The sequence below is a fragment of the Kitasatospora sp. NPDC022856 genome (assembly GCF_055561235.1).
Genome location: NZ_JBVHHE010000043.1, coordinates 22974 through 45068, shown reverse-complemented (window position 1 = coordinate 45068; position 22095 = coordinate 22974). Strand labels below are relative to the sequence as shown.

General features: G+C 76.0%; 2 protein-coding genes and 2 pseudogenes. All 4 read right to left on the bottom strand.

Features of this window, described 5'->3' with window-relative positions; genetic code table 11:
- A partial coding sequence (locus ACZ34W_RS33005) for a type I polyketide synthase (protein WP_465609406.1) occupies nucleotides 1-3385 on the bottom strand: 3385 nt, incomplete at its 3' end.
- A gap of 78 nt (nucleotides 3386-3463) precedes the next feature.
- A pseudogene (locus tag ACZ34W_RS33000) lies at nucleotides 3464-5308 on the bottom strand (acyltransferase domain-containing protein); the annotation flags it as partial.
- 150 nt (nucleotides 5309-5458) lie between these two features.
- Nucleotides 5459-7057, bottom strand: a pseudogene (locus ACZ34W_RS32995) (type I polyketide synthase); the annotation flags it as partial.
- Between the two features lie 43 nt (nucleotides 7058-7100).
- The gene (locus ACZ34W_RS32990) at nucleotides 7101-22070 is read right to left on the bottom strand and encodes a type I polyketide synthase (protein ID WP_465609404.1); all 14970 of its coding nucleotides are present in this window, start codon (nucleotides 22068-22070) and stop codon (nucleotides 7101-7103) included.
- Between the last annotated feature and the right edge of the window lie 25 nt (nucleotides 22071-22095).

Genomic DNA, 22095 nt, shown 5'->3' with positions numbered 1-22095 from the left:
CCAGCCCCGACACCAGCTCCTCACGACCGCCACCGACCACCACCGCCCGGTGCTCGAACACCGACCGCGTCGCCGCCAACGACCACGCCACACCCACCGGATCCACCGACGACCGCGCCGACACCCACTCCCGAAGCCGATCCGCCTGAGCCGCCAACGCCTCCGACGACTGCGCCGACACCGGCCACGCCACCGGCCCGGCCGGCTCCAGCACCGCCACCGCCCCGGCCTCACCGGCCGGCTCGTCCAGGGCGTCCGCCTCCTCGGCGACCGCGGCCGGCGCCTCCTCCAGGATGACGTGCACGTTGGTACCGCTCATCCCGAAGCCGGACACACCGGCCCGGCGGACGTGCTCGCCGGTGGGCCACGCCACCGGCTCGGTCAGCAGCCGCACCTCGCCCGCCGACCAGTCCACGTGCGGGGTCGGCTCGTCCACGTGCAGCGTCTGCGGGAGCTGCTCGTTCTGCAGCGCCAGCACCATCTTCATCACCCCGGCCACACCGGCCGCGGCCTGGGTGTGCCCGATGTTCGACTTCACCGAGCCCAGCCACAGCGGCCGGCCCTCCGGCCGGTCCTGGCCGTAGGTGGCGATCAGCGCCTGTGCCTCGATCGGGTCGCCCAGCGTGGTCGCCGAACCGTGCGCCTCGACCACGTCCACGTCGGCGGGCGACACCCGGGCGCTGGCCAGCGCCGCGCGGATCACCCGCTGCTGGGAGGGGCCGTTGGGGGCGGTCAGACCGTTGGACGCGCCGTCCTGGTTGATCGCCGAACCGCGGATCACCGCGAGCACCTTGTGCCCGTTGCGCCGCGCGTCCGACAGCCGCTCCACCACGAGCATGCCCGCGCCCTCGGCGAAGCCGGAGCCGTCGGCCGCCGCGGCGAAGGACTTGCAGTGCCCGTCCATCGAGATGCCGCCGGCCTTGGCGAAGGCCACGAACACCCCGGGGGTGGCGGTGACGGTGGCCCCGCCGGCCAGGGCGAGCGAGCACTCACCGGAACGCAGCGCCTGGGCGGCCAGGTGCAGCGCCACCAGCGAGGAGGAGCACGCCGTGTCCACCGTGACCGCCGGGCCCTCCAGGCCGAAGGTGTAGGACAGCCGGCCCGAGAGCACGCTGGTCGCGTTCCCGGTCACCAGGTGGCCCTCGACGACCTCGGTGCCCTCCAGTTGGACGTCGGTCGCGTACCGGGAGCTGTAGCCGCCGACGAAGGCGCCGGTCTGGCTGCCGCGCAGCGTCGCGGGGTCGATCCCGGCCCGCTCGAACGCCTCCCAGGAGGTCTCCAGCAGCAGCCGCTGCTGCGGGTCCATCGCCAGCGCCTCACGCGGCGAGATGCCGAAGAACCCCGCGTCGAAGGCGCTGGCGTCCTGGACGAAGCCGCCGGCCTGGGTGTACGACTCGCCGTGCGGGTCGGTGTCCGGGTAGAGGCTCTCCAAGTCCCAGCCGCGGTCGCGCGGGAACGGGCCGATCGCGTCCGAGCCCGAGGCCAGCAGGCGCCACAGCTCCTCCGGGCTGGCCGCGCCGCCGGGGAAGCGGCAGGCCATGCCGACGATCGCGATGGGCTCGTCCGCGGCGCCGGTGGCCACCGGCGCCGCGGGTGCCGCGACGGCGGGCAGGTCGCCCGCCAGCTCGCCGCGCAGCAGCGTGGCGAGCGCGGTCGGGGTGGGGTAGTCGAAGACCAGCGTCGCGGGCAGCCGCAGGCCGGTCTCGGCGTTCAGGCGGTTGCGCAGCTCGACGGCGGTCAGCGAGTCGAAGCCGACGTCGGTGAACGGGCGGCCGGTGTCGATCGCGTCCGCCGAGGCGTGCCCCAGCGTGGCGGCGACATGGGCGAGGACGAGGTCCAGCAGCACCCGGTCCCGCTCGGGGCCGGAGACCGCCGCGAGCCGGCGCCGGAGCGCCTCGGCCGCGTCGGCGCCGGTGCCGGTGGCGGCGGCCGAGACGGCCGTGCGCCGGACGGACACCCCGGCCAGCGTGCGCCACAGCGGCGGGACGTCCGCGCTGCCGGCGGCCTGCGCCCGCAGCGCCGCCAGATCGAGGCGGGCGGGCATCAGCACCGCCTCGTCCCGGGCCAGCGCCACGTCCAGGACGACCAGGCCGTCCTCGGCGCCGAGCGGGACGAAGCCGCGGTCGATCCGCGACAGCGAGGTCCGGTCCAGGTTCCGGCCGATGCCCGCCTCGTGCATCCACGGGCCGAGCTGCAGCGACATCCCCGCGAGGCCGGCGGCCCGGCGGTACCCGGCCAGGGCGTCCAGGAAGGAGTTCGACGCCACGTAGCTGGCCTGGCCGGCCGCGCCGAAGGTGGAGGCCGCGGACGAGAACAGGACGAAGCGCTCCAGGTCCAGCCCGGCCGTCAGCTCGTGCAGGTTCCAGGCCGCGTCGACCTTCGGCCGCATGACGGCCGTCAGCCGCTCCGGCGTCAGCGACGCGATCACGCCGTCGTCGACGACGCCCGCCGAGTGGACCACGGAGCCCAGCGGGTTCTCGGCCGGGATCCGGTCCAGCACCTCGGCCAGCGCGTCCCGGTCAGCCGCGTCGCACGCGACGATCCGGACCCAGACGCCCAGCTCCGCCAGCTCGGCCGCCAGCGCGGCGGCTCCGGCGGCGGCCGGGCCGGAGCGGCTGGTCAGCACTACACCACCGGCCCGGCCGGTCGCCACCAGGTGCTTGGCGACCAGCCCGCCCAGCGTCCCGGTGCCGCCCGTCACCAGCAGCGAACGCGCCGCCGGGTCGGCCACCGGGTCGGCCGGCCAGATGACCGGCTCCAGCTCGCCCGAGGGGCGGGTCAGGCGCCGGCCGTAGGCGGCCTCGCCGCGGATCGCCAGCTCGGGCTCGTCGCCGCCGACCACGGTGGTCAGCAGCGCGCTTCGGGCGCCGTCCTCGACGGCCGGGAGGTCGGCCAGGACCAGCCGGCCCGGGTTCTCGGCCTGGGCGGACCGCAGCAGCCCCCGTACGGAGGCCGCCGCCAGGTCCGTCACCGCCTCGCCGCCGGCGTCCACGGCGCCCCGGGTGACGACCACCAACCGCGCGGTGTCCAGGCGTGGTTCGTCCAGCCACTCGCGCACCAGCCGCAGTGCCTCGGCACCGGCCCGGCGCACCGTGTCCGGGAGGCCGGCGCCCTGGTCCGCGTCCCCGCCGAGCAGGGCGTCCGCGCACAGCAGGACGGTGCCGGGAGCGGCCTCGCCCGTCTCGACGGCGGCGGCCAGCTCGGCGATGCCGGCGAAGGCGCGCACCGGCACAGCGGCGGCGCCCAGCTCGTCGACCAGCCCGAAGCGGTCGGCGCCGATCAGCGCCCACTCGCCGGCCGGGGCGGCGCCGGCGGGCACCTCGGTCCACTCCTGGACGAACAGCGAGTCGTTCAACTCGTTCTGCGCGGAGCGCAGCTGGTCCATCGCGACGAGTCGCTTCACCAGCGACCCCACCGACACCACGGGTGCGCCGGTGGCGTCCGCGGCGGTCAGCGACACACCGCCCTGGGCGTCCTGGCGCAGCCGCACCCGCAGCACCGACGCGCCACCGGCGTGCAGCTCGACGCCGGTCCACGCGAACGGCATCGGCACCTGGCCCGGCTCGGCCTCGACGACCGGCTCCGCCAGCAGCGAGGCGTGCAGGGCGGCGTCGAGCAGCGCCGGGTGCAGGCCGAACGCGCCGGCCTCGGCCGCCGCCTCCTCGGGCAGCGCCACCTCGGCGAAGACGTCCTCGCCCCGGCGCCAGGCGGCCCGCAGGCCGTGGAACGTCGGGCCGTACACCTCGGCGAGGTGCACCGCGTACACGTCGGTGATGTCCACCGGTGCGGCGTCCTTCGGCGGCCACACCAGGAAGTCCTCGTCGGTCCGCCCGGCCGCGGTGGCGGGGGCGACCACACCGCTCGCGTGCAGGACCCAGGCCTGCGGGGCGGCCGTCTCCTCGGGGCGGGAGAACACCTCGACCCCGCGGCGGCCCTCGGCGTCGGGCGCGGCCACGACCACCTGGAGCTGGACCCCGCCGCGGTCGGCGGGCAGCACCAGCGGTGCGTGCAGCGTCAGTTCCTCCAGCAGGCCGCAGCCCACCTGGTCACCGGCGCGCACCGCGAGCTCCACGAAGCCGGTGCCGGGCAGCAGGACGACGCCGCCGACGGCGTGGTCGGCCAGCCAGGCGTGCGTGCGCAGCGACACCCGGCCCATGCACACCAGGCCCGCGCCACCGGCCAGTTCCACCACCGCGCCGAGCATGGGGTGGCCCACCGCGCCCAGGCCGAGCGACAGCGCGTCGCCGCCTCCCGGGCGCGCGGAGCGCAGCTCGCCCAGCGTGCCCTTGGGCCAGAACCGTTCGTGCTGGAAGGCGTAGGTCGGCAGGTCCACTCCCGGTCCGGCCGGGAGCACGGCGGCCCAGTCGACGGCCGCGCCGCTGACGAAGGCCTCGGCGAAGGAGGTGACCAGGCGGGTCGCACCGCCGTCGTCACGGCGCAGGGTGCCGCAGACGGCGGCGGGCACCGCGCCCGGCCCGGCCTCCTGGGTGACCTCCTCCAGCGACTCCGTCATCGCGCCGAGCAGCACCGGGTGCGGGGAGACCTCGACGAACACCCGGTGCCCCTGGCCGGCGAGCGTGCGCACCGCCCGGTCGAAGTGCACCGTGGCGCGCAGGCTGCCGTACCAGTAGGCGGCGTCCAACTCCTCACCGGTGAGCGTCTCCCCGGTCATCGCGGACACCATCGGGATCCGGCCCGGGCGCGGTTCCACCGCGGCCAGCACGGACGTGATCTCCGCTTCCAGCCGCTCGACCTGCGCACTGTGCGAGGCGTAGTCCACCGCGACCATCCGGGCGCGCACGCCCTCGGCCTCGAACTCCGCCTTCAGCTCCTCCAGCGCCTCGGGCTCGCCCGAAACCACCACCGCCGACGGCCCGTTGACGGCCGCCAGCGCCAGCCGCTCACCGAACCGGGCGATCCGCTCCTCGACCACCGCGGCACTCCGGCTCACCGACAGCATCCCGCCGAGCCCGGCCAGCACCTTCAACGACTTCGAACGCAGCACCACCACCCGGGCGCCGTCCTCCAGCGACAGCATCCCCGCCACGGTCGCCGCGGCGATCTCGCCCTGCGAGTGGCCGACCACCGCCTCGGGCGCCACCCCGGCGGCCTCCCAGACCGCCGCCAGCGAGACCATCACGGCCCACAGCGCGGGCTGGACGACATCCGCCGCCTTCAGCTCCGGCGCGCCCTCGGCGCCCGCCAGGACCTCACCCAGCGACCAGTCCACATACGGCGCCAGCGCCGCCTCGCACTCCGCGAGGCGCGCCGCGAACACCGGGCTCGACCGCGCCAACTCCTGGCCCATGCCGAGCCACTGCGAACCCTGACCGGGGAAGACGAAGACCGGCCGCGCGTCGGCCCGGGCCACGCCCGCGACGACGGCGCCGCTGGGCACGCCGTCGGCCAGGCTCTCCAGCCCGGCCGCCAGCTCCTCGCGGTCCCCGCCCACGACCACGGCGCGGTGCTCGAAGGTCGCGCGCATGGTCGCCAGCGACCACGCCACGTTCGCGGGCTCCGCCTCCGGCCGCGCCGCCACCCAGTCCCGCAGCCGGCCGGCCTGCGCCGCCAGCCCCTCGGCCGAGCGGCCCGACACCGGCCAGGCGCCGGCGCCCGAGACGACCCGCGGCGCGGCCTCCACCGGCTCGGCCGCGTCCTCCTCGGCGGGTGCCTCCTCCAGGATCAGGTGGGCGTTGGTGCCGCTGCCGCCGAAGGACGACACGCCCGCGCGGCGGACCCGCTCGCCGGCCGGCCACGGGACGGACTCGGTCAGCAGCTCCACCTCACCGGCGGACCAGTCGACGTGCGGGGTGGGCTCGTTGACGTGCAGCGTCCGCGGCAACCGGCCGTTGCGCAGCGCCATCACCATCTTGATCACGCCGGCCACCCCGGAGGCGGCCTGGGTGTGTCCGAGGTTGGACTTCACCGACCCCAGCCAGAGCGGCTGCCCGCCGCCGCGCTCCTGGCCGTACGTCGCCAGCAGCGCCTGGGCCTCGATCGGGTCGCCGAGCTTGGTGCCCGTGCCGTGGGCCTCCACCGCGTCGATGTCGGCGGCGGACAGCCGGGAGCTCTCCAGCGCGGCGCGGATCACCCGCTGCTGCGAGGGGCCGTTGGGGGCGGTCAGACCGTTGGACGCGCCGTCCTGGTTGATCGCCGAGCCACGGATCACCGCGAGCACCTTGTGCCCGTTGCGGCGCGCGTCGGAGAGCTTCTCCACGACGAGCATGCCGGTGCCCTCGGCCCAGCCGGTGCCGTTCGCGTCGTCGGAGAAGGCGCGGCAGCGGCCGTCCACCGACAGGCCCTGCTGGCGGGAGAACTCGACGAACATGCCGGGCTGCGCCAGCACGGTCACACCGCCGGCGAGTGCCATCGAGCACTCCCCGGCGCGGATCGCCTGGCAGGCCAGGTGCAGCGCGACCAGCGAGGAGGAGCACGCCGTGTCCACCGTGACGGCGGGGCCCTCCAGGCCCATGACGTAGGAGACCCGGCCGGAGAGCACGGCGGTCAGGTTGCCGGTCATCATGTGGCCTTCCAGCCCGGCCGTGCCCCCTTCCGCCAGCTCCAGGTTCACCAGGTAGTTCGAGGTGAAACCACCGACGAAGACGCCCGTCCGGCTGCCCTTCAGCGTTCCCGCGTCGATTCCCGCGCGCTCCAGCGCCTCCCAGGCGACTTCGAGCAGCAGGCGCTGCTGCGGGTCCATCGCGACGGCTTCCCGCGGGCTGATCCCGAAGAACGCGGCGTCGAATCCGCTGGCGTCCTTCACGAAGGCCCCGGACTGGGTGTACGACCGGCCGGACTTCTCCGGGTCCGGGTCGTAGATGCTCTCCAGGTCCCAGCCGCGGTCGGTGGGGAACTCGCCCACCGCGTCACCGCCGGCCGCCAGCAGCTCCCAGAGGTCCTCCGGGGTCTCCACGTTGCCCGGGTAGCGGCACGCCATGCCGACGATCGCCAGCGGCTCGTACTCGCCGGCCTCCAGCTTGTGCAGGCGCTTGCGCGTCTCCTGGAGCTCGGCCGCGGTCTTCTTGAGGTAGTCGAAGAGTTTCTCTTGGTTATCCACAGTGACCCCTTACCAAAACATGCCGTCAATTAGCGCGAAGTAACTAGTTGGACAGACCAAGTTCCTTGTCGAGAAACTCAAACACCTGGTCGGGTGTCGCCGATTCGAGTTCAACCTCGCCGCTGCCGGATTCCGCTTCGCCCTGCTTCTCGATCCACTTCGACAGAATGCTCTGCAGCCGCCTCGTGATTCGCTCGCTCGTGTCCTGGTCGGGTGCCGGACCGGACAGGCTGGATTCGAGCCGGTCGAGGTCGTCGAGCACCGGCACCGAGTCCGCCTCGTCCGGGGCGAGTTCGGTGCGCAGCCAGGCGGCCACCGCCACCGGGGTGGGGTAGTCGAAAATCAACGTAGCGGGCACCCGCAGTCCGGTCGCGGTGTTCAACCGGTTGCGGATCTCCACCGCGGTCAGCGAGTCGAACCCGAGGTCCTTGAAGGCCTGCTGGGCCTGGACGCCGTCCGCCGACACGTGGCCCAGGACCACGGCCGCCTCGGCCCGTACGAGGTCCGACAGCAGCCGCTCCTGCTCGGCCCGGTCCAGGCCCGCCAGCCGCCGGCCCAGCTCGCCCTCCCCCGCGCCGGCCGCCTCGGCGGGCCGGGCGGCGGCGGCGGTGGCGATCCGGCGGACCTCCGGCAGGTCCCGCACCAGCGGGGCCTTCGGCAGGTCCACCGCGGTCTGCGCCAGCAGGGCCCAGTCCACGTCCATCACCGTCACCACGGCGTCGGGGCCGCGCAGCGACTCGTCCAGGGCCCGGACCGCCAGCTGCGGGTCCATCGCCGACATCGGGAGCTTCTTCATCCGCTCCCGGATCGCCTCCTTGGACTCCGCCAGGCCGCCGCCGCCCCACTGACCCCAGGCCACCGACAGACCGGTCAGCCCGCGGGCCCGCCGGTTCTCGGCCAGGGCGTCGAGGTGGGCGTTGGCGGCCGCGTAGTTGCCCTGCCCGGCGGAGCCGAGGGTCGACGCCGCGGAGGAGAACAGCACGAAGGCGTCCAGGTCCAGGTCGGCGGTCAGCTCGTCGAGGTGGGCGGCGCTCGCGGCCTTGGCGGCCAGCACCGTCTCCAGTCGGGCCGGGGTGAGGCGGTCGACCACGCCGTCGTCCAGGACGGCGGCGGTGTGCAGCACCGAGGACAGCGCCGGACCGGTCTTCCCGATCCGGTCCACCAGCCCGGCCAGCGCCGCGCGGTCGCTCACGTCGCAGGAGACGACGTCCACCGCGGTGCCGCGCTCCGCCAGTTCGGCGACCGTGGCCGCGACCCCGGCGGCCGCCGGGCCGGAACGGCCCGTCAGCACGACGCGCGGCGCGCCCCCTTCGGCCAGCCAGCGGGCCACGTGCCCGGCGATGGCGCCGGTGCCGCCGGTGATCAGCACGCTGCCGCGCGGGGTCCAGCGGTCCTCACCGGCCCGCACCCCGGCGGCCCGGCTCATCCGGCGGCCCAGCATCCCGGCCGGGCGGATGGCGACCTGGTCCTCGCCGCAGCCGGCGAGCACCGCGACCAGCCGGGCGCCGGCCCGGTCGTCCAGCACCTCGGGCAGGTCGATCAGACCGCCCCAGCGGTCCGGGTGCTCCAGGCCGACGACCCGGCCGAGGCCCCAGACCTGTGCCTGCGCCGGAGCGGTCGGCAGCTCGCCGGGCGTGGCCGCGACCGCGCCGCGGGTGGCCGGCCAGAGCGGTGCCTCGATCCCGGCGTCGCCGAGCGCCTGGATGAGGGTCAGGGTGGCGGCCAGCCCGCCGGTCACCACCGGGTGGTCCGGCAGCGGTGTCCCGTCCAGCGCCAGCAGCGACAGCACGCCGGTCACGCCGGACGGCTCCGCGCCCGCCTCCCGGAGCGCCCGGGCGAGCAGCGCGGACAGGACGGCACGGTCCGTCGTCCCGGCCGGGACCTCGACCGGCACGACCTCGGCCCCCCGCACACCCAGCGCGACCGCGCAGCCCTGCGCCAGGTCGCCGGCGGTGTCCGCCTCGGGCACCGCGACGAGCCAGGTGCCGGTGAGCACGCCCGGGTCGGGCTCGGCGACCGGTGCCCAGCCCATCCGGTAGCGCCAGCTCGCGGTGGTCGAGCGGTCCAGGTCGTGGCGCCGCCACGTCGTCAGCGCGGGCAGCAGTTCGCCGAGCAGCTCGCGTCCGTCCTCGATCGCCAGGGTGTCCGCGAGCTGCTCCAGGTCGCCGCCCTCGACGGCCGCCCAGAACGCGGACTCGGCCGGTGTGGCCGCCCCGTCCCGGCCGGTGGCCGGGCCGCCCGCCGGCAGCGCCGACGGGACCTTCGGCCAGAAGCGGTCGTGCCGGAAGGCGTACGTCGGCAGGTCCACCCGCCGGCCGGCCGGGAGGACGGCCGTCCAGTCGACGGCCGCGCCGTTCACGAAGGCCTCGGCGAGCGAGGTCAGCAGGCGCTGGGCGCCGCCGTCGTCACGCCGCAGGGTGCCGCAGACGGCGGCGGGCACGGCGGCCGCGCCCGCCTGCTGCGCGACCTCCTCCAGGGACTCGGTCATCGCGCCGAGCAGCACCGGGTGCGGGGAGACCTCGACGAACACCCGGTGCCCCTGACCGGCGAGCGTGCGCACCGCCCGGTCGAAGTGCACCGTGGCGCGCAGGCTGCCGTACCAGTAGGCGGCGTCCAACTCCTCACCGGTCAGCGTCTCCCCGGTCATCGCGGACACCATCGGGATCCGGCCCGGGCGCGGTTCCACCGCGGCCAGCACGGACGTGATCTCCGCTTCCAGCCGCTCGACCTGCGCACTGTGCGACGCGTAGTCCACCGCGACCATCCGGGCGCGCACGCCCTCGGCCTCGAACTCCGCCTTCAGCTCCTCCAGGGCCTCGGGCTCGCCCGAAACCACCACCGCGGACGGCCCGTTGACGGCCGCCAGCGCCAGCCGCTCACCGAACCGGGCGATCCGCTCCTCGACCACCGCGGCACTCCGGCTCACCGACAACATCCCGCCGAGCCCGGCCAGCACCTTCAACGACCGCGAGCGCAGCGCCACGACGCGGGCGCCGTCCTCCAGCGACAGCATCCCCGCCACGGTCGCCGCGGCGATCTCGCCCTGCGAGTGGCCGACCACCGCCTCGGGCGCCACCCCGGCGGCCTCCCAGACCGCCGCCAGCGAGACCATCACCGCCCACAACGCCGGCTGGACGACATCCGCCGCCTTCAACTCCGGCGCGCCCTCGGCGCCCGCCAGGACCTCACCCAGCGACCAGTCCACATACGGCGCCAGCGCCGCCTCGCACTCCGCCAACCGTGCCGCGAACACCGGGTTCACCGCGGCCAGTTCACGGCCCATCCCGACCCACTGCGAGCCCTGGCCGGGGAAGGCGAACACCGGCCGCGCGTCGGCCCGGGCCACCCCCGACACCACCGACCCCGCGGACACGCCCGCCGCCAGGCTCTCCAGCCCGGCCGCCAGCTCCGCGCCGTCCCCGCCCACGACCACGGCCCGGTGCTCGAACAGCGACCGGGTCGCGACCAGCGACCAGGCCAGATCGGCCGGCTCCGCCCCGGGCCGGGCGGCCACCCACTCGCGCAGCCGGCCCGCCTGGCCCGCCAGCGCCTTGGGCGAGCGGCCCGACAGCACCCACGCGCCGGCCCCGGACGGCGCCGGCGCCGCGGGCTCGACGGCGTCGGCCGCCCCGGCCGCCGGTGCCTCCTCCAGGATGATGTGCGCGTTGGTGCCGCTGATCCCGAACGAGGAGACGCCCGCCCGGCGCGGCCGCCCGTTCGCCCGCCACGGCACCGGCTCGGTGAGCAGCCGCACGTGCCCGGCCGACCAGTCGATGTGCGGAGACGGCTCGTCCACGTGCAGCGTCCGCGGCAGTTCCTCGTGCTGGAGCGCCAGCAGCATCTTCATCACCCCGGCCACCCCGGCGGCCGCCTGGGTGTGCCCGAGGTTGGACTTCACCGACCCCAGCCAGACCGGACGGTCCTCGGGGCGGTCCTGCCCGTAGGTCGCCAGCAGCGCCTGGGCCTCGATCGGGTCGCCGAGCTTGGTGCCCGTGCCGTGCGACTCGACCGCGTCCACGTCGGCGGCCGTCAGCCCGCCACTGGCCAGCGCGGCCCGGATCACCCGCTGCTGCGAAGGCCCGTTGGGGGCGGTGAGGCCGTTGGACGCGCCGTCCTGGTTGATCGCCGAACCGCGCACCACCGCGAGCACCGGGTGCCCGTTGCGGCGCGCGTCGGACAACCGCTCCACCACGAGCATGCCGACGCCCTCGGCCATGCCCATCCCGTCGGCGGACGCGGCGAACGCCTTGGACCGGCCGTCCACGGCCAGCCCGCGCGCCTGGGAGAAGGCGATGAAGCCGTCCGGGGCCGCCATGACGGTGATGCCGCCCGCGAGCGCGAGCGAGCACTCCCCCGCCCGGACCGACTGGCAGGCCAGGTGCAGCGCCACCAGCGACGAGGAGCACGCCGTGTCCATCGTGACGGCGGGCCCCTCCAGGCCGAAGGTGTAGGACAGCCGGCCCGAGAGCACGCTGGTCGCGTTCCCGGTCATCACATGCCCGTCGATGCCCTCGAACTCGGACTCGCCTTCGAGGCTCATCCCGGCGTACCCAGACCCGTAGCCGCCGACGAAGGCGCCGGTCAGGCTGCCGCGCAGGGCGGCCGGGTCGATCCCGGCCCGCTCGAAGGCCTCCCAGGACACTTCGAGGAGCAGCCGCTGCTGCGGGTCCATCGCCAGCGCCTCGCGCGGCGAGATCCCGAAGAACGCCGGGTCGAAGCCGCTGACGTCCCGGACGAAGCCGCCCTCGCGGGTGTAGGACGTCCCGGCGTGCTCGGTGTCCGGGTCGTACAGGGCGTCGAGGTCCCAGCCGCGGTCCTGCGGGAACGGGCCGATCGCGTCCCGGCCCGAGGCCAGCAGCTCCCACAGCTCCTCCGGGCCGGCGGCGCCGCCGGGGAACCGGCAGGCCATGCCGACGATCGCGATCGGCTCGTCCGCCACCGCGGCGGACGGCCGGACCGTCGGGGCCGCGGCGGGCAGGCCGCCCGCGAGCTCGCCGCGCAGCAGCGCGGCCAGCGCGACGGGGGTGGGGTGGTCGAAGACCAGCGTGGCCGGCAGCCGCAGCCCGGTCTCGGTCCGCAGCCGGTTCCGGAGCTCCACCGCGGTCAGCGAGTCGAAGCCCAGGTCGGTGAAGGCCCGGGTGGGCTCGACCGCCTCGGCGGAGGCGTGCCCGAGCACTGCGGCCACGTGCGCCCGGACCAGGTCCAGCAGCGCCCGGTCACGGTCCTGGCCGGAGAGCCCGGCCAGCCGATGCCGCAGCGCCTCGCCGGCCTCGGCCCCGGTCCCGGCCGCGGCGGCGGCCCGCCGGACCCGGCCACCGGCCAGCGCCCGCCACAGCGGCGGGACGTCCCCGCTGCGGGCGGCCCGCGCCCGCAGGTCCGCCAGGTCCAGCCGGGCCGGCACCAGGACGGCCTCGCCGCGGGTGAGCGCCTCGTCCAGCACGGCCAGGCCCTCGTCCGCGCCCAGCGCCGCGACCCCGGACCGGCTGATCCGGGTCAGCAGCCGCTCGCCCAGCTCCCGGCCGATGCCCGCCTCGTGCACCCAGGGGCCCCAGGCCAGCGACAGGCCCGCCAGGCCGGCGGCCCGGCGGTACCCGGCCAGCGCGTCCAGGAAGGAGTTGGCGGCGACGTAGTTGCCCTGCCCCGGTGCGCCGAAGACGGCGGCGGCCGAGGAGAACAGGACGAAGTGCGCCAGGTCCAGGTCCCGGGTGAGTTCGTGCAGGTGCCAGGCGGCATCGACCTTCGGCCGCATGACCGCCGCCAGCCGGTCGGCGGTGAGGGTGCCGATCACGCCGTCGTCGATGATCCCGGCGGCGTGGAAGACGGAGCCCAGCGGGCGGTCGGCCGGGATCGTGGCCAGCAGCGCGGCCAGCGCGTCCCGGTCCGCCACGTCGCACGCCACGATCCGGACCGGGGCGCCCAGCTGCGCCAGCTCGGCCGCCAGTGCGGCCACGCCGGGGGCGGCGGGGCCCGAACGGCTGGTCAGCACGACGCCGTTGACCTGCCCGGTCACCACCAGGTGCCGGGCCACCAGGCCGCCCAGGGTGCCCGTCCCACCGGTCACCAGGAGCGTCCGCGGGCCGTCGGCCGCGCGGCCCGCGAGGCGTTCAACCGCTGCTCCAGCGCCGGACGGACGGCCCAGCCGCCGGCCCAGCACGGCCGTGTCACGGAGGGCCAGCTCCGGTTCGCCGGTGGCGAGGGCGCCCGGGAGAACGGTGATCCGCTCGGCCGTACCGGTGGCGGGCAGGTCCACCAGGACCAGCCGGCCGGGGTTCTCCGACTGCGCCGAGCGCAGCAGACCCCGGACGGCGGCGGCGGCCAGGTCGGCCACGGCCTCGCCCTCCCCGGCGGCCACGCCGCCCCGGGTGACGACCACCAGCCGGGCGTTCTCCAGGCGCTCCTCGGCCAGCCACTCCTGGGCCAGCGCCAGCGCGTCGGCGGTGCGGCGGCGGGCGGCCCCGGCCACGTCGCCGTCCTCGGCCTCCTCGGCCCCCGCACAGACCAGCACGACCTGCGGCTCGGCCTCGGCCGCCTCGGCCGGACCGGTGAAGGACCGGACCGGCACACCGGCCGCGGCCAGCGCCTCGACCAGACCGAACCGGTCGGCGCCGATCAGCGCCCAGTCCCCGGTCGGCACCTCGGCCACCGGGACCTCGGCCACCGGGGCCCACTCCTCCACGAACAGCGCGTCCGACACCCCGCTGTCGGCGGCCCGCAGCTGCGCGGCCGACACCGGCCGGCTGACCAGCGACTCCACCGACACCACCGGGGAGCCCGCCGGGTCCACGGCCGTCAGCGCCAGCGCGCCCCGGGCGTCCCGCCGCAGCCGCGCCCGCAGGACGGTCGCCCCGCTCGCGTGCAGCTCGACGCCCGTCCAGGCGAACGGCATCCGGACCTCGCCCGGCCCGCCGTCCGCGTCCGCCGGGGCCGTGTCCTCCAGCAGCGCGGCGTGCAGGGCCGCGTCGAGCAGCGCCGGGTGCAGCCCGAACGCACCCGCCTCGCGCGCCACCGGCTCCGGCAGCGCCACCTCGGCGAAGACGTCCTCACCGCGCCGCCAGGCGGCCCGCAGCCCGTGGAACGCCGGACCGTACACCTCCGCCAGCCGGACGGCGTACACCTCGCCGACGTCGAGCGCGGTCGCGCCCTCCGGCGGCCAGACCGACAGCTCCCCGGGGGCCGGCCGCTCCGCCGGGGCCGGGGCCACCGCTCCGCTCGCGTGCCGCGTCCAGTCCTGCTGCGGGTCGGACACGTCGGGGCGGGAGAACACCTCGACCGCGCGGCGACCCTCGGAGTCCGCGTCGGCCAGCACCACCTGGACCTGGACCCCGCCGCCGTCGGCGGGCAGGACCAGCGGGGCCTGGAGCGTCAGTTCCTCCAGGAGGCCGCAGCCCACCTGGTCACCGGCCCGGACCACCAGCTCGACGAAGCCGGTCCCCGGCAGCAGCACCGTCCCGCCCACCGTGTGGTCGGCCAGCCAGGGGTGGGTGCGCACGGAGAGCCGCCCGGTGCAGACCAGGCCCGCGCCGCCGGCCAGTTCGACCGCCGCGCCCAGCAGCGGATGGTCCACCGCGCCCAGGCCCAGCGACGCCGCGTCCCGGCCCGCACCCACCGGCGACAGGGGCAGCATCCCCTGCGGCCAGTACCGCTCGCGCTGGAAGGCGTACGTCGGCAGCTCGACCCGCTCGGCGGCGGGGAGGACGGTGCGCCAGTCCACCGGAGCGCCCTGCACGAAGGCCTCGGCGAGCGAGGTGACCAGCCGGGTCACGCCGCCCTCGTCACGGCGCAGCGTGCCGCAGACCGCGGCGGGCACGATGCCCGGGCCGGCCTCCTGGGCGACCTCTTCGAGCGTGTCGTTCATCGCGCCCAGCAGCACCGGGTGCGGAGTCACCTCGACGAACAGCTGGTGCCCCTGACCCGCCAGCGTGCGCACCGCGCGGTCGAAGTGCACCGTCGCCCGCAGGCTGCCGTACCAGTATGCGGCGTCCAGCTCCTCACCGGTCAGCGTCTCACCGGTCATCGCGGACACCATCGGCACCCGGCCCCGACGCGGAGCCACCGCCGCGAGAACCTCGGTGATCTCCGCTTCGAGGCGGTCCACCTGCGCCGAGTGCGAGGCGTAGTCCACCGCGACCATCCGAGCCCGGACGCCCTCCGCCTCGAACTCCGCCTTCAACTCATCCAGCGCCTCGGGCTCACCCGAAACCACCACCGCCGACGGCCCGTTGACAGCCGCCAGCGACAGCCGCTCACCGAACCGGGCGATCCGCTCCTCGACCACGGCCGCCGACCGGCTCACCGACAACATGCCGCCCAGGCCCGCCAGGACCTTCAGCGACCGCGAACGCAGCGCCACCACCCGGGCGCCGTCCTCCAAGGAGAGCATCCCGGCCACCGTGGCTGCCGCGATCTCGCCCTGCGAATGCCCCACCACCGCAGCAGGCGTGACACCGGCGGCCTCCCAGACCGCCGCCAGCGACACCATCACCGCCCACAACGCCGGCTGGACGACATCCGCCGCCTTCAACTCCGGCACACCCGCCAGGACATCGGCCAGCGACCAGTCCACATACGGCGCCAGCGCCGCCTCGCACTCCGCCAACCGCGCCGCGAACACCGGGCTCGACAGGGCCAGTTCACGGCCCATCCCCACCCACTGCGAACCCTGCCCCGCGAACGCGAACACCACCCGCGCACCCGGCCGCGCCACACCCGACACCACCGACCCCGACGGCACACCGGCCGCCAGACTCTGCAGGCCCGCGACCAGCTCCGCGCGGTCGGTACCGACCACCACCGACCGGCGCTCGAAGGCCGACCGCGTCGTCGCCAGCGACCACGCCATCTCTGCCGGCTCCACCGACGGCCGCACCGACACCCACGCGTGCAGCCGCTCCGCCTGCGCCGTCAGCCCCTCGGCCGACTGGCCCGACACCAGCCAGGCACCGGCCCCTGACACCACCGGCGCCACGGCCTCGACCACCTCGGCGGCCTCGACGACCGCCGGCGCCTCCTCGACGATGACGTGCGCGTTGGTCCCGCTCATCCCGAACGAGGAGACCGCCGCCCGGCGCGGCCGCTCCCCCACCGGCCACGGCACCGACTCGGCCAGCAGCCGCACCTCACCCATCGACCAGTCCACGTGCGAGGAGGGCTCGTCCGCGTGCAGCGTCTTCGGCAGCTCCTCGTACTGCAGGGCGAGGATCATCTTGATCACGCCCGCCACGCCGGCGGCCGCCTGGGTGTGCCCGATGTTGGACTTCACCGAGCCGAGCAGCAACGGCCGCCCCTCCGGCCGCTCCCGGCCGTAGGTGGCCAGCAGCGCCTGCGCCTCGATCGGGTCGCCCAGCGTGGTCCCCGTCCCGTGCGCCTCCACCACGTCCACGTCCGCGGCGGTCAGCCGGCCACTGGCCAGCGCCGCCCGGATCACCCGCTGCTGCGACGGACCGTTCGGCGCCGTCAGACCGTTGGACGCGCCGTCCTGGTTCACCGCCGAGCCGCGCAGCACCGCGAGCACCTTGTGCCCGTTGCGGCGCGCGTCCGACAGGCGCTCGACCACGAGCATGCCCGCGCCCTCGGCCCAGCCGGTCCCGTCGGCGTCCTCGGAGAACGCCCGGCAGCGGCCGTCGGCCGACAGCCCCTGCTGCCGCGAGAAGTCGATGAACATGCCGGGCGTGGCCATCACCGTGGCACCACCGGCCAGCGCGAGCGTGCACTCGCCCGAGCGCAGCGCCTGGGCCGCCAGGTGCAGTGCGACCAGCGAGGACGAGCACGCGGTGTCGATGGTCACCGCCGGGCCCTCCAGGCCCAGCACGTAGGAGACCCGGCCGGACAGCACGCTGGTCGCGTTCCCGGTCAGCAGGTGGCCCTCGACACCGGCCCCGCCCTCACCCGCCAGGGTGAAGCCGTACCCGGACGCGTAGCCGCCGGCGAAGACGCCCGTCGCACTGCCGTGCAGCGCCGCCGGGTCGATGCCCGCCCGCTCCAGCGCCTCCCAGGAGGTCTCCAGCAGCAGCCGCTGCTGCGGGTCCATCGCCAGCGCCTCGCGCGGCGAGATCCCGAAGAACCCGGCGTCGAACTCCGTGGCGTCCCGCACGAAGGCGCCCTGCGCCACGTACGAGGTGCCCTCGCGTTCGCCGTCCGGGTCGTAGACACCGTCCAGGTCCCAGCCGCGGTCGGTCGGGAAGGCGCCCACCGCGTCACCGCCCGAGACCAGCAGCTCCCAGAACTCCTCGGGGCTGCCGGCCCCGCCCGGGAAGCGGCAGGCCATGCCCACGATCGCCAGCGGTTCGTCCACGGCCGCGGCCGCCACGAGGACCGGCCCCGGTCCGGCCGCGTCCCCGGTCAGTTCGCCCCGCAGGTAGCCGGCCAGCAGCAGCGGGGTGGGGTAGTCGAAGACCAGGGTGGCGGGCAGCCGGATGCCGGTCGCCACGCCCAGCCGGTTGCGCAGTTCGACGGCGGTCAGCGAGTCGAAGCCCAGGTCCTTGAACGACCGCCGGTCCTCGACCGCGTCCGCGGAGGCGTGCCCGAGCACGACGGCCACCTCGGCCCGGACGATGTCGGTGAGCGCCCGCTCCTGCTCGGCCCGGGTGAGCCCGGCCAGTCGCCGGGGCAGTTCACCCTCGGTCCGGGTGCCGTCCCCGCTCCCGGCGCCCCGGGCGGTCAGCCGGCGGACCTCCGGCAGCTCGCGGAAGAGCGGTGCCTCCCGCAGGTCCGCCGTGCCCTGCGCGGACGCCAGCTGGGCCCAGTCGACGTCCATCACGGTGACGACGGCGTCCGGCCCCTCCAGTGCCCCGCCCAGGGCGCGGGCGGCGAGCTGCGGGTCCAGCGGCGGCATCGGGCCGCGCTCGACCCGCGCCCGGGCCGCCGCGCTGGACTCGGCGAACCCGCCGCCGCCCCAGGCGCCCCACGCGACCGACAGGCCCGGCAGGCCGCGGCCGCGGCGGTTCTCGGCGAGGGCGTCCAGGTAGGCGTTGGCCGCCGCGTAGTTGCCCTGACCGGCGGCGCCCAGCGTGGACGCGGCCGAGGAGAACAGCACGAAGGCGTCGAGATCGAGGTCCGCGGTCAACTCGTCGAGCAGCAGCGCGCCTTCGGCCTTCACCCCGAGCACGGACGCCAGGCGCGCTGCCGAGAGGCGGTCGACCACGCCGTCGTCCAGCACCGCGGCGGTGTGCAGCACCGAGGACAGCGCCGGACCGGTCTCCCCGATCCGGGCCAGCAGCCCGGTCAGCGCCGACCGGTCGCCGACGTCGCACGCCACGACGTCCACTCCCGTACCCCGGGCGGCCAGTTCGGCGGCCGTGGCCGCGACCCCGGCGGCCGCGGGGCCGGAGCGGCTGGTCAGCACCAGCCGCTCGGCTCCGCGCTCGGCCAGCCACCGCGACACGTGCCCGGCGATGGCGCCGGTACCGCCGGTGATCAGCACGCTGCCGCGCGGCGACCAGCGGTCCCGGTCGCGAGTCTGCCCGGCCCGCTTGAGCCGGCGGCCGAGGATCCCGTCGGCCCGGATCGCGACCTCGTTCTCCTCGGCACCGGCCAGCACCGCGACCAGCCGGGCACCGGCCCGGTCGTCCAGCACCTCGGGCAGGTCGATCAACCCGCCCCAGCGCTCGGGGTGTTCCAGACCGACGACCCGGCCGAGCCCCCAGACCTGCGCCTGCACCGGGTGGGGCAGCGCCTCGCCCGGACCGGCGGCCACGGCTCCGCGCGTCGCCGGCCAGTGCGGCGCGCCGATCCCGGCGTCGCCCAGCGCCTGGACGAGCGCCAGCGTGGCCGCCAGCCCGGCGGTCACCCCCGGGTGGTCCGGCACGCGCGTCTCGTCCAGGGCCAGCAGTGACAGCACACCGGAGACGGCGGAAGGCTCGACCGCCGCGGCCAGCAGCGCGGCCACCTCGGCCCGGTCCACGGCCCCGGCCGGGACCTCGACCACGACGACCTCCGCACCACGGGCGGCCAGCGCGGCCGCGCACGGCTGCTCGCCCGCGCCGGCCGGCACCACCACCAGCCACGTCCCCGACAGCACCCGCGCGTCGGGCTCCGCCACGGCCGACCAGGCCGTCCGGTAGCGCCAGTCCGTGGTCACCAGGCGGTCCAGCTCGCGGCGCCGCCAGGACGCCAGCGCCGGCAGGACCTCGGCGAGCTGCCGCTGGTCCTCGATGGCCAGCGTGTCGGCGATGCTCGCCAGGTCCCCGTCCTCGACGGCCGCCCAGAACCGCGCCTCCCCCGCCGTTCCCGCACCGTCGCCGCCGCCCGCCGCCGGCGGCGTGAGCGGCACCACGCCCTCCGGCCAGAAGCGCTGCTGACGGAAGGCATAGGTGGGCAGCTCGACAGGCTTCCCGGCCGGCAGAACCGAACTCCAGTTCACCGGCACGCCGTGCACGAAGGCGCGGGCGAGACCCGTGACGAAACTCGCGACGCCCTCCGCGTCACGGCGCTGGAGGGGGACGAACACGGGCTCGTCCCCGTCGATCCCCGCCACCGCGTCCGGGCCGAGTGAGGAGAGCGACCCGTCCGGGCCGACCTCGACGAACACCGAGACACCCTGGCGGGCCAGCGTCGCCACCGCATCCGCGAAGCGCACCGCCTGGCGGGTCTGCGCCGGCCAGTAGCCCGCCTCGGGCTCGGTGACCAGCTCACCGGTGAGCGCGCCCGCCCACAGCACAGCCGGCCGGTGGTACTCCAACCCATCCGCCACGGCCGTGAGTTCCTCCAGCACCGGGTCCATCGCCGGGGAGTGGAAGGCGTGCGAGACCCGCAGCCGCCGCACCCGGCGACCCCGCTCCCGCCACAGCTCCACCACCTCATCGACGGCCTCGACCGAGCCGGAGACCACCACCGACTCCGGCCCGTTCACCGCGGCGATCACCACCCCGGGCACCAGCTCGGCCAGCACCTCGGCCTCCGGCGCGTTCACCGCCGCCATCGCCCCGCCCGCCGGCAGCGCCTGCATCAACCGCGCCCGCGCCGCCACCAGCCGCACCGCGTCCGGCAGCGCCAGCACCCCGGCCACATACGCGGCCGCGACCTCACCCACCGAATGACCCACCACCGCGTCCGGCGTCACACCCGCGGCCTCCAGCACCGCCGCGACGCCCACCTCGAAGGCGAACAGCCCGGCCTGCGCGTACAGCGTCTGCTGCGCCAGCGCCTCGTCCACACCCTCGGCGCCGAGCACGACGTCCCGGACCGAGACGCCCAACTCCAGCTCCAGCAGCCCGCACACCCGGTCGAAGCTCTCGGCGAAGACCGTGCTCGCCGTGTACAGACCCCGACCCATGCCGACCCACTGCGAACCCTGACCGGCGAAGACCAGACCCACCCGGGCACCCGGCCGCGCCACGCCCGACACCACCGCGGCCGAGGAGACCCCGGCGGCCAGGCTTTCGATGCCACCGACCAGTTCGGCCCGCTCGGTGCCCACCACCACGGCCCGGTGCTCGAACGCCGAACGCGTCGCCGCCAGCGACCACGCCACGTCCACCGGCGCCAGCTCCGGACGCGCCACCGTCCAGGCGCGCAGCCGGCCTGCCTGCGCCGTCAGACTCTCGGCCGTCCGGCCCGACACCAGCCACGCACCGGCACCCGCCAGCACCGGTGCCACGGCCTCGGCCCGGGCCGTCTCGGGAGCCGGCGCCTCCTCCACGATGACGTGCGCGTTGGTGCCGCTGATCCCGAACGAGGAGACCGCCGCCCGGCGCGGCCGCTCCCCGGCGGGCCACGGCACCGGCGCCGTCAGCAGCTCGATCTGACCGGCCGTCCAGTCCACGTGCGAGGACGGCACCTCGGCGTGCAGGGTCTTCGGCAGCTCCTCGTGCTGCATCGCCAGCACCATCTTGATCACGCCCGCCACCCCGGCGGCCGCCTGGGTGTGCCCGATGTTGGACTTCACCGAGCCCAGCCACAACGGCCGGCCCTCCGGCCGCTCCCGGCCGTAGGTGGCCAGCAGCGCCTGCGCCTCGATCGGGTCACCCAGCGTGGTCCCCGTGCCGTGCGCCTCCACCACGTCCACGTCGGCGGCCGACAGCCGCGCGTTCGCCAGCGCGGCGCGGATCACCCGCCGTTGCGAAGGCCCGTTCGGCGCGGTCAGACCGTTCGACGCGCCGTCCTGGTTCACCGCCGAGCCGCGCAGCACCGCGAGCACCCGGTGCCCGTTGCGGCGCGCGTCCGACAGCCGCTCCACGACGAGCATGCCCACGCCCTCGGCCCAGCCCGTGCCGTCCGCGTCCTCGGAGAACGCCCGGCACCGGCCGTCCGCCGACAGCCCCTGCTGCCGCGAGAACTCCACGAAGGTCCCCGGCGACACCAGGACGGTGACACCGCCGGCCAGGGCCAGCGTGCACTCGCCCGAGCGCAGCGCCTGGGCCGCCAGGTGCAGTGCGACCAGCGAGGACGAGCAGGCGGTGTCGATGGTCACCGCCGGGCCCTCCAGGCCCAGTGCGTAGGAGACCCGGCCGGACAGCACGCTGGTCGCGTTGCCGGTCATCAGGTGGCCCTCGACGCCGGACCCGGCCTCGGCGGACCAGGAGACCCCGATCCCGTAGTTGGACGCGAAGCCGCCCGCGAACACCCCGGTCGCGCTCTCCCGCAGGGTCGCCGGGTCGATGCCCGCCCGCTCCAGCGCCTCCCACGAGGTCTCCAGCAGGAGCCGTTGCTGCGGGTCCATCGCCATGGCCTCGCGCGGTGAGATGCCGAAGAACCCGGCGTCGAACCGGGTCGCGTTCCGCAGGAACGCCCCCTGCGCCACGTACGAGGTGCCCTCGCGCTCGCCGTCCGGGTCGTAGACGCCGTCCAGGTCCCAGCCGCGGTCGGTCGGGAAGGCGCCCACCGCGTCACCGCCCGAGGCCAGCAGCTCCCAGAACTCCTCGGGGGTGTCCGCACCCCCCGGGAAGCGGCACGCCATTCCGACGATCGCCACCGGCTCCGCCGTCTGCTCCTGCACCTCGCGCAGTCGGGCGCGGGCGTCCTGGGCGTCTGCGATGGCCCGCTTCAGGTAACTACGGAGCTTGTCCTCGTCGGACACGGTCATCTCCCAGCAATGGTGTTTT